Annotated in this window: 12 protein-coding genes, 1 tRNA gene and 2 rRNA genes (1 of these 15 cut by a window edge); 1 reads left to right on the top strand and 14 read right to left on the bottom strand. The window is 66.6% G+C overall.

Features of this window, described 5'->3' with window-relative positions:
• Positions 1-36: 36 nt before the first annotated feature.
• The gene (locus NF699_00940; GenBank protein USU05302.1) at positions 37-1,287 is read left to right on the top strand and encodes an arsenic transporter; all 1,251 of its coding nucleotides are present in this window, start codon (positions 37-39) and stop codon (positions 1,285-1,287) included.
• 110 nt (positions 1,288-1,397) lie between these two features.
• Here the strand turns inward: NF699_00940 and NF699_00935 are convergent, their stop codons facing one another.
• From NF699_00935 to NF699_00870, 14 genes are all read right to left on the bottom strand, one after another.
• Positions 1,398-5,222: a PAS domain-containing protein gene (locus tag NF699_00935; protein ID USU05301.1), complete on the bottom strand. Its 3,825-nt coding sequence runs from the start codon at positions 5,220-5,222 to the stop codon at positions 1,398-1,400.
• A 54-nt stretch (positions 5,223-5,276) separates the two neighbouring features.
• Complete coding sequence (locus NF699_00930; protein USU05300.1) at positions 5,277-5,741, bottom strand: DUF4126 domain-containing protein; 465 nt, start codon at positions 5,739-5,741, stop codon at positions 5,277-5,279.
• 71 nt (positions 5,742-5,812) lie between these two features.
• Positions 5,813-6,403: a nodulation S family protein gene (locus NF699_00925; protein USU05299.1), complete on the bottom strand. Its 591-nt coding sequence runs from the start codon at positions 6,401-6,403 to the stop codon at positions 5,813-5,815.
• Positions 6,400-7,050 (bottom strand): PIG-L family deacetylase, encoded by a 651-nt coding sequence (locus NF699_00920; GenBank protein USU05298.1) that lies wholly within the window; start codon positions 7,048-7,050, stop codon positions 6,400-6,402. The genes NF699_00925 and NF699_00920 overlap by 4 nt, the downstream gene beginning before the upstream one ends.
• The gene (locus tag NF699_00915; GenBank protein USU06950.1) at positions 7,047-8,027 is read right to left on the bottom strand and encodes an acyl-CoA dehydrogenase; all 981 of its coding nucleotides are present in this window, start codon (positions 8,025-8,027) and stop codon (positions 7,047-7,049) included. Before NF699_00915 ends, NF699_00920 begins: the two co-directional genes overlap by 4 nt.
• A 5-nt stretch (positions 8,028-8,032) precedes the next feature.
• Positions 8,033-9,007, bottom strand: coding sequence for a glycosyltransferase (locus NF699_00910; protein USU05297.1), 975 nt, complete (start codon positions 9,005-9,007; stop codon positions 8,033-8,035).
• A gap of 190 nt (positions 9,008-9,197) precedes the next feature.
• The gene (locus tag NF699_00905; GenBank protein USU05296.1) at positions 9,198-9,389 is read right to left on the bottom strand and encodes a hypothetical protein; all 192 of its coding nucleotides are present in this window, start codon (positions 9,387-9,389) and stop codon (positions 9,198-9,200) included.
• Positions 9,390-9,474: 85 nt separating this feature from the next.
• The gene (locus NF699_00900) at positions 9,475-12,723 is read right to left on the bottom strand and encodes a CusA/CzcA family heavy metal efflux RND transporter (protein USU05295.1); all 3,249 of its coding nucleotides are present in this window, start codon (positions 12,721-12,723) and stop codon (positions 9,475-9,477) included.
• A complete protein-coding gene (locus NF699_00895) occupies positions 12,720-13,883 on the bottom strand; it encodes an efflux RND transporter periplasmic adaptor subunit (GenBank protein USU05294.1) in 1,164 nt (387 codons plus the stop codon). Before NF699_00895 ends, NF699_00900 begins: the two co-directional genes overlap by 4 nt.
• Positions 13,880-15,139 carry a TolC family protein gene (locus NF699_00890; GenBank protein USU05293.1) on the bottom strand — a complete coding sequence of 420 codons (1,260 nt, stop codon included), beginning with the start codon at positions 15,137-15,139 and terminating at the stop codon, positions 13,880-13,882. Before NF699_00890 ends, NF699_00895 begins: the two co-directional genes overlap by 4 nt.
• A gap of 51 nt (positions 15,140-15,190) precedes the next feature.
• On the bottom strand, positions 15,191-15,598 hold the full coding sequence (locus NF699_00885; protein USU05292.1) for a hypothetical protein: 408 nt from the start codon (positions 15,596-15,598) through the stop codon (positions 15,191-15,193).
• Positions 15,599-15,700: 102 nt separating this feature from the next.
• A tRNA-Met gene (locus NF699_00880) sits at positions 15,701-15,777 on the bottom strand.
• 152 nt (positions 15,778-15,929) lie between these two features.
• Positions 15,930-16,044: ribosomal RNA gene (gene rrf, locus NF699_00875) — 5S ribosomal RNA — on the bottom strand.
• 211 nt (positions 16,045-16,255) lie between these two features.
• Positions 16,256-17,824, bottom strand: a 23S ribosomal RNA gene (locus NF699_00870) (it continues 1,230 nt past the right edge of the window).

Raw genomic sequence — 17,824 nt, 5'->3', positions numbered from 1 at the left:
GCATCGCGCGCAGCCCCGCCCGGACGGGACGCCGCGGTGATCCTCGCCACCGGGGCGACATGGGCGATCTGCGCCGCCTCGACCGCCGCCGTGATCGCGCGGCCATTCCGCTGGCCGGAAGCGATCTGGGCGGTCGCGGGTGCGGCGGCGCTGCTGCTGTCCGGCCTGATCCCCGTGGCTGCCGCGGCCGGTGCGATCGCCAAGGGGCTGGACGTCTATCTGTTCCTCATCGGCATGATGCTGTTGAGCGAGGTGGCCCGTGCCGAAGGCCTGTTCGACTGGGTCGCGGCAAGCGCGGCGATCCACGCGCGGGGATCGACCGCACGTCTGTTCGCACTGGTCTACGTCACCGGCATCGTCACCACGACGTTCCTGTCGAACGATGCCACCGCGGTGGTGCTGACACCGGCCGTATATGCGGCGGCGAAGAAGGCCAAGGCGGACCCCCTGCCCCTTCTGTTCGCCTGCGCATTGATCGCCAACGCGGCGAGTTTCGTCCTGCCGATCTCCAACCCCGCCAATCTGGTCCTGTACGGCGGCAGGATGCCCCCGCTCGGGCAGTGGTTCGCCTCGTTCGCGCTGCCGTCGCTGGCATCGATCGCCGTCACCTTTCTCGTGCTGCGCCGGCTCGAGCGCAAACGGCTGGCGGGGAATTGCATCAGCGAGGTCGAACGGACGCCGCTGACCAGAGGGGGCAAGGCCGCCTTCATCGGCATCGTCGCCACCGCTATCGTCCTGCTGGTGGCGTCCGCATGCGACATCCAGCTCGGGCTGCCCACCGCGATCGCGGGTGTCGTCACGGCGCTGACGGTCTGCGCCATCGCCCGCTCGTCGCCGGTGTCGCTGCTGCGCGACGTCTCGTGGAGCGTCCTGCCGCTCGTCGCCGGGCTGTTCGTTCTGGTCGAGGCGCTGAACATCACCGGCGTGATCGGTGGGATCGCCGATGCGATCCGCATCGCGTCGGCCGACCCGGTACAGGCATCGGCGGTTTCGGGCACGATCCTGGCGTTCGCATCGAACCTGATGAACAACCTGCCCGCCGGCCTCGTCGCCAGTACCGCGGTCGCGCAGGCGCAGCCGCCGCAACTGGTGGTCGACGGCCTGCTGATCGGCGTCGATCTCGGCCCCAATCTGTCGATCACCGGGTCGCTTGCGACGATCCTGTGGCTGCAGGCGATCCGGCGCGAGGGGCAGGATATCGGCTTCAGGCAGTTCCTGCGGGTCGGCGCCGTCGCGATGCCGCTGGCGCTGATCGCAGCCCTTGGCGTGCGCATCGCGCTCGGCTGACGGTGAGTACGACCAGGACTGCACCATGGCCGATATCATGGGCGTCGGCGCTTGCCGGCTCCGCCAAGGCGAGGGCCAGGGCCAGGGCCGCCGGTGGTCTCGTCACGACGTCAAGCGTCGGCGGGACGGCTGACCTCCATCAGGCCCGCCGACAGGTCCGATAGCCGGAACGGCTTGACCAGCCGCGGCAGGTCCGGTGCGATTCCCTCCACTTCGGCATATCCCGACACGATCAACACACGGCAGCGCGGTAGCCGCGCCACAATGACCCGCGCCAGTTCCGTACCGTTCATTCCCGGCATCAGATGATCGGTGACCAGCAGATCGGGCACCAGCCCATCGTCGAGCCGCCGGATCGCGTCTTCGGCAGATACCGCCTCGACCACCGTATAACCAAGATCGGACAGCATGTCGGCGGTGCTGTTGCGCACCAGATCCTCGTCGTCGACGACCAGCACACACCCGGCGCGACGTTCGGGCGGGCGTCCGGTCGTAGCGGCGTCCGTCGTCTCCGGTCCGCGTGGCACCTCTTGCGTGCTCGGCAGCCATAGCTCGACGGTCGTCCCCGATCCGACGCTGCTGTCGACGGTCAGCGCGCCGCCGAGCTGCGCGGCCAGTCCATGCACCATCGACAGCCCCAGACCGGTGCCCTTGCCGATGCCCTTGGTCGAGAAGAACGGCTCGACTGCGCGTCGCAGCGTGTCCGCGTCCATCCCAATGCCGGTATCGGATACCGACAGCACCACGTACCGGCCGGGCGTGACGCCCGTGCGATGCGCGCCGGCCACGTCCGCCGTCCGCGCGGCGATACGCAGCCGCCCGCCGTCCGGCATGGCATCGCGCGCGTTCACGCTGAGATTCAGCAGCGCCATTTCGAGCTGGTTCTGATCGGCGAGCGCCGCCGGCAGGCCGTCGGCGACATCCCATTCGACCCGGACCCTTGGCCCCGACGTACTCGCAACCAGATCTGCCATCCCCGTCACCAGCAGCCCGATATCGACCGCATGGGGGCGGAGCGGCTGGCGTCGGGCGAACGCCAGCAGCCGCTGCACCAGCGTCCGGGCACGCTCGGCCGACTGGATCGCGCCGGCGATCAGCCGCTGTTCGCGCTCGCCGCCCAGCCCCTTGCGCTGGAGGAGATCGAGGCTGCCGACGATCGGCGTCAGGAGATTGTTGAAATCATGTGCGACGCCGCCGGTCAGGCTGCCCATCGCCTCCATCTTCTGGCTTTGCCGCAGGGCCTCATGCGTCGCTGCGAGGTCCTGCTCGGCCCGCAGCCGGTCGGTGATGTCCGTCGCCATGTGAAACGCGCCGATGATCCGGCCGCTCTCGTCGCGCAGCGGCGTGTAGGTGATTTCCCACGACGGCTGGCCCAGTTCGGGGCGGCCGAATGCCGCAATCACGGTAAACCGCTCCCCCGTCAGGGCCCGTGCCATCAATGCCCGCATGGTGACCCGCTGTTCGGGGATGAACAGATCGGGGAACACGTCGCCGATCTTCGAATCGAAGCCGTTTACGCGCCGGAATTCGACATTGTGCGCCGTGTTGAAGGCGATCATCCGGTATTCGGTGTCGAAGGCGCAGATCGGCGATGCCGTCGCCTCGACGATGTCGTGATAGCGGCGGATTTCCGTCGTCCGCTCCGACACCTGCTGTTCCAGCGTTTCGTTGAGGCCGCGCAACGCATCCTCCGCCGCCTTGCGCGCGCTGATGTCGTTGAACAGGAGGGCGACGCGATTGCTGCCCGCGGCGCCGACGCGGAAGGCATGGACGTCGAACCAGCGTCCCATCGCCGCCGATCCGTTTTCGAACCGGATCGCTTCGCCGGTGGCAGCGACCCTGCCGTAGGTATCGAACCAGTGTTGTTCGAGATCGGGGACGAGCGATCCGACCCAGCGGCCGGCGGCGCCGACCAGACCGGTCTGGCGTTCGAAGGCGGGATTGACCTCCTCGAAGCGATAATCGACCGGGCGGTCACCGTCGAACTTCATCTCGATCACGCAGAAGCCGACATCCACCGCCTCGAACAATGTCCGATAGCGGGCCTCGCTTTCGCGCAGCCGCGCCTCTGCGCCGACACGCTGGACGTGCGCCCAGCAGCGTTCGACCACGGTTTCGACCAGCTCGATCTCGCCCGTGCGCCACTGGCGGGGACGATCCTGATGCACCGCCATCATCGCGACCAGTCGCCCGTCCTTCACCAGCGGACAGCAGACGATCGCGCCGATGCCGATCGACAGGAACATGTCGCGGCCATCGGCGACGGCAAGCTCGCCCGCGACGTCCCGCACCACCAGTGTGCGCCCGTTGTGCATATCCGCGACCGCGCGCGAGCCGAAGAGATCGAGGCTGTAGATGCCCGCCGAACTCTCGATCCCCGGCGCGACATAATCGTCGCGGATGATGAAGCGGTCGTTGTCGGCGTCCACATCCGCATAGGCGCAGCGGGAGGCGCCGAGATCCCGCGCCAGCAATCCGGCGGCGGCGAGCATCGCGTCCGGCGCGTCGCTCGCCGCCTGCAACACCTCGTCGAGCGCCCGGGTGAAGCGCAACCGCTTTTCGCTCGCACGCAGCGCCTCGTCCCGCCGCCGGCGTTCGGACACGTCGATGGCGGTGCCGATCACCCGGATACAGGTGCCGTCGGCATCGAACATGCCCCGCCCCTTCGCGGCGACCCAGCGGACGACGCCGTCCTCGCGCCCGATAGTGCGATATTCGACGTCATATTGCGAGCGACGGCCGGGATCGCAGGCGGCCGCGAACGCCGCCATGGTCGCGTCGCGATCCTCGGGATGCACGCCCTCGTAATAATCCTGCATCGATACCGGGGCATCGTCCGAAATGCCGAACATGCGCTTTACGATCGGTGGCCAGATCAGGATGTCATTCACCACGTCGACATCCCAGAAGCCGACCTCTGCCGCCTGCGTCGCGAGCCGCAGCCGTTCCTCGCTCATCGCCAGTGCGGCGCGGCCCGCCTGCCGCTCCGACATATCGAGCATCGCGCCGATCATGCGGAGCGGGCGGCCGGCATCGTCGCGGATGACATGCCCGCGATCGAGCACCGTCGCGTAACTGCCATCGGCGCGGCGGAACCGGTATTCGTCGCTCCAGCTGGCGGCGACGCCGTCGATCGCGGCATGAATGCCGGCATCGATACGACTGCGGTCGTCGGGGTGGATATGGTCCAGCCACCAGTCGCCGTTCGGCCGGACATCCGCCAGCGCATGCCCGTAGCTGACCGCCAGCGCCTCGTTCCACGTCACGTGACCGGTCGCGAAATTCCAGTCCCAGATCGCATCGTTGGTGGCCTGGGCGACCAGTCGGTAGCGTTCCTCGACCTGGTGCAATGCCGTCTCGACCGCCTCGCGGTCGGCGACCGCCTGCGCGATCTCGTCTGCGCGGAACGCCGCCTCGCGCAGCGCCTTGCGCAGTTCGAGCTGGGTCATCACCTGTCGGGCGAGGACGTCGAGCACGCGGCGCTGATGGTCGGTGATACCCGCAGGTCGCGGCGCGCGATCGAGTACGCAGACCGTGCCGATCGGCAGTCCCGACGTGCTGCGCAACAAGGCACCGGCGTAAAAGCGCAGTCCGTCGTCCGGGATCACCAGCGGATTGGCGGCGAACCGCTCGTCCGCGCGCAGATCGGGCACCACCAGCATGTCGCCCTGCAGGATCGCATGGACGCAGATCGACACGTCGAGCGGCAGTTCCCGTGCGCCGATCCCGATTTCCGCCTTGAACCACTGGCGATCGGCCGCGACGAAATTGACGACGGCGATCGGCGCGTCGAACGTCTCGCTCAGCAGGCATGCGATATCGTCGAAGTCCGCTTCGGCAGGCGTGTCGAGGATCGCGTAGGATTCGAGCGCGGCGATCCGGGGGTCGGCCGCCGACGGCGGCGTGTCGGCATTGGGGCGATCGTTCGCGTTCATAGTGCCGGGATAGCAGCGATGGCGTGGGGAGCCAGCCGAAATCCGGCGCGTCCGTCAGGTCCTGCCGGTGATCAACCTGGGGTTGGCGAGGGCGAGGCCGCTGCCGAATACGAGCGCATCCTCGACGAAGCCGCTGGCGGTCTGGCCGAAACGCCGCATCGCCCATTTTCGGGCGGCGAGGCCGGCGTAGGACGATGCCAGCGCCGCGCCGACCGCGAGCGTCGCGCCCAGCACCCGCTGGTCGCGGGGCGCCAGCGCGGCGCCGGCGTAGGCGGCGGTGACGCCGCGCACGACCAGTCCGATCGGAACGGTGCGGTCGGGCGCGGTCTTCATCTTGTCGCCCGCCATCTCCGCCGCGGCGAACGCCGCGGTCCCGGCGGCGACCAGCGGATGCAGCATGAGCGTCTGGAGCGGCAGGTCCGCCGCGATCTCCTTGCGGCGCGAGGCCGTTGCGATCACCGCCAGCGGCGTGATCCCCCGTTGCCCGGCGACCAGCCCGATGAGAAGCGAACGTAACATGATGATATCCTTCGATGCGGCATCATGAATGCATCACGCCCGCCTTCGATCCTCCGGATGCGGCGCTTTCTTTATTCGACGGCCGGGCGCGCGAGCCGGGCGGAGACGACTTCCCAGCGTGCCGTGGAGCGCACGATGCGGGCATGCCAGCGCGATCCGGACCGATCGAGAAACCGGCGGTTGATGCCGCGGGCATGCTGCGCAAAATCGTAGAAGTCGATCTTGTGATGCGCGAGGATCAGGCATCCGCCGGGACGCAGGGCCGTCGCCGCCATCCGTGCGACCGAGGCCATCACGCGAGGCGACAGGTAATACAGGATTTCCGCCACCACGATGGCGTCGTAGACCGGGCGCGGCGGCAGCGCCGGCAGGGCGAGAACGGATGCCTGCGCACGCGGCCATCGCACGAGCGCCCCGGCAGTGAGCCGCGTCCCCTCCGGCGTGCCCTCGGTGGCGTCGAGACGCAGCGCGCACGATGCGATGGCGACGCTGTTGGAGCCATTGCCGCTGGCGAGTTCGAGAACGCGGCCGATCGGCCCCGGGCCCAGACCATGGAGGATCGCCGCGCGCTTCACCGCCTCGTCGTGGCTGGTGAACGTGCGCCAGGGGTCCGCATCGGCGGCGAATTTGTCGCCGAAACCGCCGAGATCGATCGCCGTCATCGCATCGCCTCGACGAATGCCTCGACCGGATGGGCGAACGCCGCCAGTTCGTGCGGTGCGATCGAAAAGCCGGCGGGATCGTCGCGGATCGCGCCCAACTGCGTCCGGTGAACCGCGATCAGCGATCGCTTCGCCATGCAGCCGCCCGGCACACGGACATACCGGGTCCTTGCCCGTTCACGGCCACGGGCGGGCCAGACCTGATAGCTCAACCTGCGCGACGCGGACCGCACCGTCCGCAGCGCACGCGCGACCGCCCGATGATCGGGATGCGAATCCGTCATCGCCGGACCGACGATCAGATCGGCCCGCATGGCGAGGGCGATATTCCGGAGCCGACGTCGACAGGTCGTGGCATGATCATGCACCGCGCCGTCCGGCAGTCCCAAGAACCGGACGTCACCGGCGAACACCCCGAGACGGCGCAGCGCGCGCAGGCTTTCGCGCCGCCGTTCCGCGATCAGTCTGCCACGCGGCCAGCGGCGGCTGCCGGGATGCGAGGCGGCGCCGTCGGACACGATCACGACGGCGACGTGGCTGCCCCTCGCCTTCAGCACCGCGATCAGGGCGGCGGCGGCGATGACCTCGTCGTCGGGATGCGGCGCCACGATCAGCGCGTGCCGGACACCGGCGAGCGGCAATCTCATAGCGCCGGCACCAGAAGTCCGTCGCGAACCGCCCGTCCGACGCGCAGCCGCTGCGCATCCGGTGCCGGCTGGCGCAGGTAGACGGCGAGATCGGCCAGCATCGCGGACAGCGGATGCGCGACAAACTGTCCGGCAAGCCCGACCGCATTCTGCGCCACCGCCATCGCGCGTTCCGCCATGTCGGTTACCGCCAGCCGCGCCGCCGCTACGCGCGCCAGACGCGCCTCCCCTTCGAAGTCGAACCCGTCGATCGCCGTGTGTCGCACCACCCCGGCCGCCGCATCCGCAAGCCAGAACAATTCGGCAAGTCGCGCGGCCTGAAAAGGATCGTCGGCACGGCCGGTCGCGACGAGATGGTCCCGGGTGCGATCGAACAGCCCGGCGATCCCGCCGGCATGAACCGCGACGAAGCGCAAGGCACCACCGCTGAAGAACGGTTCGCGCGCGTAGACGTCGGGGCCGCCGATACGGGATTCCGGCGACACCATCGCATCGAGCCAGCGTACCTGATGCGTCTCCGATCGCTGCATGCCCGTCGTCCGCCACCAGCCGCGATCTATCGCGGGCGGTGTGGTGCCGAGATCGATCAGCAGCAACCGGGTTCCGTCATCGGCCTGCGCCGTCACGAGCGCATGCGTGAGCACGCCGGCGCCGGAGGCATAGCTCTTGCCACCATGCAGCCGCGTGCCAGAGAGGATCAGCGGCTCGTCAGTCAGACCGGCGTTCCAGACGCCGAGCATCGCGCCGTCGGCGAGCGCGCGACGAAGCTGCCCGACCTGCCCGGCATCGCCATGGCGCATGACGATCTGGACGGCATCGACGTGCCCCTCCAGCAACCGCCCAAGCGGCAGGTCGTGTCGTCCCATGGCGTAGAGCGGCCTCAACACCGCGAGCGCGTCCGCCGGCGTCTGCGGATCGCGCGCCGGCGTGCGATGCCAATCGTGCGAGCGGATCGCATCGCGCAACAGCGTGGTCATGTCGATCACGCCGCCACCTCGCACCATCCGTCTTCCAGCGCCGCCAACGCCGCCTCGGCCTCGTCGAGCGCCACCAGATGTCCCGCCATCGGCGGCGCGGGCACGACGCGCACCGCAAAGGCTTCCGCAGTCGGGCAGTCCCGCGAAACGCCGAGGACATGGTCCCCGCTCAGCCCGATGAATGCACCCAGCGTCGCACGGACCGCCGCATCGTCGATGCCGGCGTAGCTGCGACGCGCCATCGCCTGCGCCAGTGCCTGCCACGCGGCGCCATCGGGATGCGCGACGCGCTGCACCTCTCCGCCATCCAGCGATCGCAGCGCGCCCGCCAGCCCACCGCGCGCCCGGCCGTCACGCCGCGACGAGGTGTGGACGATCATCGCGGCGTCCCGACGGACCCGGAAGCCGGCACGGGCGGCGTCGTCCAGCAACGTCGCATCCTCCGCCGACGGCAACGGGCGAAAGCCGCCGATCGCCTGGTAGACCCCTGCCCGTATCGCCATGTTGGCGCCGCCCCCGAAATGATGTGTCGCATCCGCCTCCCATGGCACCGGATCGATCCGCCGGCGATACGCATGGAGGCGATCGTAATATCGCTCGATCCGCGTCTGGTCCCGGTCCCTCGTACCATCCTGCCGCAGGATCAGCCCGGCGACGACGTCCGCGACCCGCAGCGCGGCTGCACCTGCCGAAATCCAGTCCGGTGCGGGCTGGCTGTCGGCATCGGTGGTGAACAACAGCGCGTTTTCCGATGCCGTCAGCGTCAGGCCGAACGTCATTGCCGCGCGCCGGGCTCGCCCCGCATTCGGTTCCGGATGGTCCTCACCGATCATGACATGGACCCGGCCCGGCAGCGTCGCGGCCGCGTTCCGAAGCAGCACCTCGCCGGCATCGTCGCGGCCGTCCAGATAGAAGCAGAACGCTGTTCGCCGGGCGCCGACCTGCAGTTGCGTCAGGCTTTGCAGCAGGGCCGGCAACATCCTCCGCTCGCGACGCGCCGGTATGCAGACGATGGCAGGTAGTTCGAAATCCAGAGCGGCCTCCATCCATCAGCACGCCGGGAGCCGGTGCCGTCGCCGGTATCCCCCAAGCTTAACGCATGATAGACGTCAGACCAGCGCCGAAGCGACTGACTTGATGCAGATTTAGCTGATTGGACCGGTGCGCGGATCAACTGGGATGTGCGGCCGCCTCCGCCGCGGCCTCGCCATCCTGCATATCCGCACGGATGTCGGCATCGTCGGCCGCGAGCGTCATCTGCTCATATGCGACTTCGAGGTCGGCGACGCCGGATCCCGTCGGCTGGATCGGCAGGTCGGCCAGCGTTGCTGGCGGCGCGGCGTCGACGGGTCGGTCGGTCATATAGCTCTCCTGATTGTCCGTACCGAACGCATGGCGCCTGCAAAACGCCGCATCGATCGCTGCTGCCGGCGCGGCGATCCGAGCGTCAGGGCGCCGCGACGGCGGGCGGGATGGCCGTCCCGTCTTGCCGCCATCGCCGTGCCGCCGGGGTCAGGCGGGACACCCATGCCGTGATCGCGGGGAGCACCAGCAAGGTCAGCGCGGTCGAGGTGATGAGACCACCGATGACCACGGTCGCCAGAGGCCGCTGAACCTCCGCTCCGGTGCCGGTCGCCAACGCCATCGGCACGAAACCCAGACTGGCCACCAGCGCGGTCATCAGGACCGGACGCACGCGCTCCATCGCACCGTCGGCGATGGCCTGATCCTCGTCCTCGCCATCCGCCCGGTGCTGGCGGATCGCGCTCATCATCACGAGGCCGTTGAGGACCGCGACCCCGGACAAGGCGATAAAGCCGACCGCTGCCGTGATCGAGAACGGGATACCGCGCAGCAGCAACGCGAACACGCCGCCCGCCAATGCCATAGGCACCGCGCTGAAGACGATCAGCGCCGGCACGAAGCCGCCGAGCGCGACATAGAGCAGCGCGTAGATCGCGAGGAAACAGATCGGCACGACGATGGTCAGCCGTAAACGGGCCGATTGCAGGCTTTCGAACGTGCCGCCCCATGCCGTGAACATGCCGGGCGGGAGCTGCATCCTGGCGATCTTCGCCTGCGCCTCCGCAACGAACCCGCCGAGGTCCCGTCCGCGCACGTTGACCTGGACGATCACCATACGCTTGCCATTCTCGCGGCTGATCTGGTTCAGCCCTTCGGTGTAGCTGAACCGGGCGACCTCGCGCAGCGGGATCGAGCGGGCGATCTGACCATCGGTAGCCGGCAGCATGACGGGGATCGATCCCAGCACATCGACATCGTCGCGCTGCGCGTCGGGCAGTCTGACCACGACCGAGAAGCGGCGATCGCCCTCGAACAGCAACCCGGCCTCGCGACCGCCGAGCGCAGCCGATACGGTGTTCGCCACCTCCTCGACGGTGAGCCCGTATCGGCCGACTGCCTGCCGGTCGATCTTCACGTCGAAGGTCGGTGCGCCGTCCGTCTGTTCCGCGCTCACGTCGGCCGCTCCGGGAATGCTACCAACCGCCGCGGCGATCCGCCGGGCCTGTTGCGTCATCTGTTCCAGATCGTCGCCATAAAGCTTTATCGCGACATCGGACCGGACGCCGGCGATCAGTTCGTTGAACCGCATCTGGATCGGTTGCTGGATTTCCGTCCGGTTGCCGATCAGCGGCTTCATGCGCGCTTCGATCCGGCGCAGGATGTCGGCCTTGCTATGGACATCCGCCGGCCATTCGCTTTCGGGTTTGGGAATGACATAGGTATCGGAGGCGTTGGGCGGCATCGGATCCGTGCCGAGATCGGCATTGCCGTTCTTGGAAAAGACCAGCGCCACCTCGGGCAGTGTCTTCAGCGCATCCTCGATCCGGAGCTGCATCTGCGTCGATTGATCGATCGAGACGGACGGTACGCGGAAGTTGGTGACGGTGATGTCCTTCTCGTCGAGTTGCGGCATGAACTCTTCGCCGAGCAAGCCGAAGCACAGCACCGCCATGGCGAACACGCCGACCCCGCCCAGAATGAAGGGCATGGGGCGACGGATGGCGGTGGCGAGCGCCGGAGCATATCGGGCCTTGAACCAGCGGATCGGCCGCACCTCCACCTCGCTGACACGCCCAGTGACGACGATCGCCAGCATCGCCGGCACGAAGGTGAGCGACAGCACGAACGCGGAGGCGAGCGCCAGCATCAGGGTGATCGCCATCGGCGAGAAGGTCTTGCCCTCGACGCCCTGGAAGGTGAGCAGCGGCACGAAGACGAGGAAGATGATGAGCTGGCCGAACACGGTCGGCCGTATCATCTCCCGTGCCGATGCGGTCGTCACCGCCAGACGCTCCGACAGCGTGAGCAGGCGGCCCTCTGCGTGCTGCCGCTCTGCGAAATGGCGCAGCGCGTTCTCGACGATGATGACCGCGCCATCGACGATCAGCCCGAAATTGAGCGCACCAAGGCTCATCAGGTTACCGGACACGGCCAGCCCGTTCATCCCCGCCGCGGTCATCAGCATGGTGATCGGGATCACGGCCGCGGTGATCAGCGCGGCGCGCACGTTGCCGAGCAGCAGGAACAGCACGACGATGACGAGGAGCGCGCCTTCGATCAGGTTCTTTTCGACGGTCGCGATCGTCGCGTTCACCAGCTTCGACCGGTTGTAGACGGGTTCGGCGAACACATCCGGCGGCAACGTCCGATTGATCAGGGTCAGCTTCTCGCCCACGCTGGTCGCGACGATCCGGCTGTTCTCGCCGACGAGCATCAGCACGGTCGATATGACCGCCTCCGCGCCCATGCGGCTGCCGGAACCGGTACGCACCGCACCGCCGATCACGACCTGCCCGACGTCCTTCACCCGGACCGGGACACCGGCGCGGGTCGCGACGACCGCCTGCTCGATGTCGTCGATCGACTTCAGGCGGGCATCGGCGCGGACCAGAAAGCTCTCACCGGCGCGCCGGACGTAATTCGATCCGGTGGACAGGTTGGCGCGCTCGAGAGCATCCGCCAATGCGGGGATCGAGAGGCCATAGGCGGCAAGCGCGTTGAGGTTCGGTTCGACCAGATATTGTTTGACGTAGCCGCCGTTCGAATCGACGCCGGCGACGCCCTTGACGGTCCGCATTTGCGGCCGGATGATCCAGTCCTGCGCCGTGCGCAGATAGGCTGCCTTGGCCAGTTCGGTCGTCAGTCGCGCACCTTCGGGCGTCAGATAGCTGCCGTCCAACTGCCAGCCGGGCTTGCCGTCGACGATCGGCACGCCCTTGCCGTCGGGATGGCGAAAGGCCACCGAATAGAAGAATATCTCGCCGAGACCGGTGCTGAGCGGCGAAAGATTGGGTTGCACGCCAGCGGGAAGGCTTTCCCTTGCCTGCGCCAGACGTTCGGTCACCTGCGCGCGGGCGAAATAGATGTCGGTGGCGTCGGTGAAGACGGCCGTCACCTGGCTGAAGCCGTTGCGCGAGAGCGACCGCGTGATTTCGAGGCCGGGTATGCCGGCCAGCGCCGTCTCGATCGGGAACGTCACCTGCTTCTCGATGTCGACCGGCCCCAGCGTCGGGGCGAAGGTACTGATCTGCACCTGTCGATTGGTGACGTCGGGGACGGCGTCGATCGGCAATCTGGTGATCTGCCACGCACCGAAACCGATGACGAGCAGCGTGAGGAAGGCGATCAGCCAGCGCATGCGCACGGAGGCCGAAAGGATGCGGTCGATCATTCCTCGCCTCCCGCATTCTTCTCCAGTTCGGCCTTCAACAGGAAGGCATTGACGGTCGCGATCGGCGTGCCTGCGGCGAGCCCGCCGGCGATCGCGGCCATGCCACCCGATCGGCTGTCGATGCGGACCGGTCGAGCCTTGAAGCCCGTCGCCGTGCGGACGAAGACCACGCTTTGCTGCCCCAGAGTCTGAACGGCCTCCTGCGGCACGACGATGCCATTCCGCGCCGCCCCTGCGGTCGCGAAAATGCGTGCCTGAACGAGCTGGCCCGGTGACAGAATGCCGGCCGCTGCAATCGGCGTTACCACGATGGTCGCGGCGCGGGACTGCGGATCGACCACGCCCGTCGATGCACGGACCCGCCCCTCGATCGTCCGGCCATCGCTGGTGGTCAGCGTCACCCGGTCACCGGCCCGGATGCGGGCGGCATCGGCAGGGGGTACGCTGGCGACGATCTGAATACGGCGTGGATCGGCCACGCGGAACAGCTCGGTTTCCGCGGCGACGAACTGGCCGGGATGGGCGCTCGCACGGGTCACCCGCCCCGCGACCGGACTGACGACCGCGACGGAACGACCATCCCCGGATACGCGCGCGGCACCTGCGGCGGCGCTGGCGCGACGTGCGTCGGCCCGGGCGACGGCGAGGCTGGCCTGCGCGGATTCGAAATCGGCGCGCGCGCTGACGCCCTGATCGAGTAGCGTGCGTTCGCGGGCAAGCTGTCGTGCGGCAAGCGTAACGCGCGCCGATGCTGCCTCGCGATCGGCCGTGATCTGCGACGCGTCGCGGCTTTCGACCAATGCGAGCGTCTGCCCGGCGCGGACGGGGTCACCGATGTGCGACAGGATGCGCATTACGGTCCCTGGCGCGCGCGCGGTCAGGACCGCCTCGGCATCCGGCATCGCCTCTATCGTTGCGGAGGCGAGGATCGCGGCGGCGATGTCTCCGGTGTCGGCGGGGGCTATCGTGATCTGCGATGTCGCGATCGCCTGCGGCGTCATCGCGACCGAGTCCAGCGGGGCGAGTGGCGACGCCTCGACCGGCTTCGCGACGGATGGGGACGTCGAGGATTGGGTAAGGCGCGCGGCACCGAAACCGAGTGTAGCGGCGGCAACCAGCCCGATGGCGGCCCCGGCATAGAGGCGATGTCTGTCGGTCATTGGACCGGTTCTCCGATGATGGTGAGACCCTGAAGACGGGCCAAGCCGGCGCGGGCGTCGAGCCGGGCGATCGCAGCGTCGAGAATGACGCCGCGCGCAGCGCCCAGGTTATGACGCGCCGCCAGCAGTTCGATCAGCGGTGCCTTGCCCGCCTCATAGGCGATCCGCGCGAGCCGATATCCCTCGTTCGCGGTTCGCATCGCGCGGTCGGCGGCTGTCGCTCGCCGATCGGCGGCCTGAACCAGCGCGAGCGCGGCACGGGTGCCAGCCTCGGCATCGAGCCGGGCCGCCGCGGCCCTTGCCTCGGCGGCTTGCAAGTCCGCCTGCGCCGCGGCGATATTGCCGCGGTTGCGGTCGAACAACGGTAACGGGACCGAGAAGCCCGCGACGATCGCTGGCCCGCTGGCCGCCCGAAGCTGACGCACGCCGAATTGTCCGACGACATTGGGGGTCGCAAGCCGCTGTTGCACCGTGACCGCGCGGGCTACAGCCTCCCGCTCGGCCTCCGCGACGCGCACGATCGTCGTCTGCATCGGGTCGATCGGCCCTGTGACGGTGCGGGCATCGAGGCGATCGAGCAGCGATTCCGCAATGCCGGTGAACGCGGTCGACACGCCCGCCAGCGCCGACAGCCGGGCAAGTGCAGCGGTCTGCTGCGCGTTCGCCGTCTCGAGTTCCGCCTCGAGCGTGTTCAATTCGGTTTCGGCGTGCACCTGACGCAGGCGGGCTTCCTTGCCGGCGCCAACGAGAGCGCGTGCGACCTTCAGGTCCGCCGTCGCCTCCTCGACTTCGTCCTCGGCAAGACCGATCCGACGGTCGGCGATCTCGACACGTGCATAGGCCTGGGCCAGTTCCGTTGCATAGACGAGGCGTCCGTGCCGGCTGCGGGCGGTGGCGGCGGCGATACCGGCTTCACCCGCAGCGATACGTGCCGACCGCTTTCCGCCCAGTTCGAACGGTTGATCGATCTGCAACGTCGTCTGCTGCTGATCGCGCGCATTGCCTGTAAGGTCACCGACGAAATTCTCGGCATAGAGACTGATCGACGGATTTGGGCGAGCCCGCGCCTGCCCGGCAATGCCCCGCGCGCGTGCGACATCGGCTTCAAGGATCGCGACGTGAGGCGCGTCGCGCGTTTGATTCAGGAGTTGGGCAAACGGCGGCGCAGTCTGAGACCAGGCCGTGCCTGCGGAAGGCAGCGCCAAGAGGGTACCGGCGAGCGCGAACGCGCGACGCCGGCGAAATTGGCCGTTCATCATGATGGTCCTTCCAGGAAATGGGATGTCGGCGACCGGCGCCGGCGGATCTCAGTTCCTCGGAGGTCTCAACAGCGCGGCAGGGTCGACCCCGTTGCGGAAGGCTTGCGCCAGTGGCGACCAGTTCCGATCGACCATTGCGGTCGCGATCGGAAGAGCGAGCGGCCCCGTGATCGATACCCATTGGCCCATCGCATGGGCGAGAATATGGATCGGGGCATCCGGATCGCCCTGATCGGATGGCGCATGGTCGTGCTTGACCGAGGAGGCATGAATGGCATCGTCATCATGCACAATCGCACTGTGCCAGCCGGACACGGCAATGATCCCGAACAGCGCGATGACGACTAGAATGACGCCAGTAAAAGCAGAACGGGGCCGACGCATTGTCACCACGCGGAGCCTAGGCCCCCTTTCGGGGTCGCGGCAAGCGCATCCCGGCGCCCCGGCATTCATCATATCCGATTTCGACCGATACGGATGCTGGTGTTTGTCGACAGCGCTTGTACCCAAACGCACAAAAGCCCCGGACCGTGGGGTCTGGGGCTTTTGCGATACCGTTGGTTGCGGGGACAGGATTTGAACCTGTGACCTTCAGGTTATGAGCCTGACGAGCTACCGGGCTGCTCCACCCCGCGACGTGGTGCATCGAAGTGGTACTTCGACGCGGGTAACGGTCGTTTTAGACGGCAACGCCCCCGCGTGTATGCGGGGGTGTTGGTGTCTGGTTGGACCAGATGACATGTGGATGGGTTCCAAGCTTTGTATGTTTGTATCCGCCGGCTTCAATGCCTGGCGACGACCTACTCTTCCATCGCTTGAGCGATAGTACCATTGGCGCAGTCGGGTTTCACGGCCGAGTTCGGGATGGGATCGGGTGGGACACCGACGCTATAGCCACCAGGCAATGGAGCGGGCGGATACGACATGCACATCAAAGTGATATTTTGATGTGGTTTGGGCTTTATCCATCACAGCTTGCACTGTGATGGGTTCTAAAATCGATGCACCTTTGTGTGAAAATCACGAGGTTTTATATTCTGGCGTCGAGCATGTTCATCCACGCCGTCGCTGACGCTGGGTTGGACCCAGTGTTGTCATTGATGGTGTGAGACTCTCAAGCGCGAATAGGACAATTAGTATCGGTTAGCTCCATGCGTTACCGCACTTCCACATCCGATCTATCAAGGTCGTGGTCTCCGACCGTCCTATGAAATCTTATCTCGAGGGAGGCTTCCCGCTTAGATGCTTTCAGCGGTTATCCCGTCCGTACATAGCTACCCTGCTGCGCCGTTGGCACGACGACAGGTACACCAGAGGTACGTTCAACCCGGTCCTCTCGTACTAGGGTCAACTCCTCTCAAATTTCGACGCCCACGGCAGATAGGGACCAAACTGTCTCGCGACGTTCTGAACCCAGCTCACGTACCACTTTAATTGGCGAACAGCCAAACCCTTGGGACCTGCTCCAGCCCCAGGATGTGATGAGCCGACATCGAGGTGCCAAACAACCCCGTCGATATGAGCTCTTGGGGGTTATCAGCCTGTTATCCCCGGCGTACCTTTTATCCGTTGAGCGATGGCCCTTCCACGAGGGACCACCGGATCACTATGACCGACTTTCGTCTCTGCTCGACTTGTCAGTCTCGCAGTCAGGCGGGCTTATGCCATTGCACTCTAACAGCCGGTTTCCAACCGGCCTGAGCCCACCATCGCGCGCCTCCGTTACTCTTTAGGAGGCGACCGCCCCAGTCAAACTACCCGCCACAGAGGGTCCCTGTTCCGGCTTACGGAACGAGGTTAGACATCAGAAAACAACAGGGTGGTATTTCACCTATGGCTCCACGACAGCTGGCGCCGTCGCTTCAAAGCCTCCCACCTATGCTACACAGTTCTTTCCTAATGCCACTCTGAAGCTGCAGTAAAGGTGCACGGGGTCTTTCCGTCTAACCGCGGGTACTCCGCATCTTCACGGAGAATTCAATTTCGCTGAGCATGTCCTGGAGACAGTGGGGAAGTCGTTACGCCATTCGTGCAGGTCGGAACTTACCCGACAAGGAATTTCGCTACCTTAGGACCGTTATAGTTACGGCCGCCGTTTACCTGGGCTTCATTTCAGAGCTTGCACCCCTCCACTTAACCTTCAGGCACCGGGCAGGCGTCAGGCCCTATACGTCGTCTTGAAGCCGACTTAGCAGAGCCCTGTGTTTTTGCTAAACAGTCGCTACCCCCTGGCCTGTGCCCCCTCATAACGCTTGCGCGCTGTGAGGGCCTCCTTCTTCCGAAGGTACGGAGGCAATTTGCCGAGTTCCTTCAGGACACTTCTCTCAAGCGCCTTGGTATACTCTACCTGACCACCTGTGTCGGTTTCGGGTACGGTCTATACGGTGGGGCTATTTCCTGGAACAGTTTCGAAGCACGGCCAATCCGATAAGGCCGTACAACACACACCATCCGTCACACACCACCAGGCCCACGAATATTAACGTGGTTCCCATCGACTACCCCCTTCGGGCTCGTCTTAGGGGCCGGCTCACCCTGCGCGGATTAGCCTTGCGCAGGAACCCTTGGTCTTTCGGCGAGAGGGCATCTCACCCTCTTTATCGCTACTCATGTCTGCATTCGCACTTCCGATACCTCCACGACCCATTACCAGATCGCTTCACAGGCTTACGGAACGCTCCG

The sequence above is a fragment of the Sphingomonadaceae bacterium OTU29LAMAA1 genome (genome assembly GCA_024072375.1).
Taxonomy (GTDB): domain Bacteria; phylum Pseudomonadota; class Alphaproteobacteria; order Sphingomonadales; family Sphingomonadaceae; genus Sphingomonas.
The sequence above is the reverse complement of the archived record's forward strand: the minus strand, read 5'-3'. Positions and strand labels throughout refer to the sequence as shown.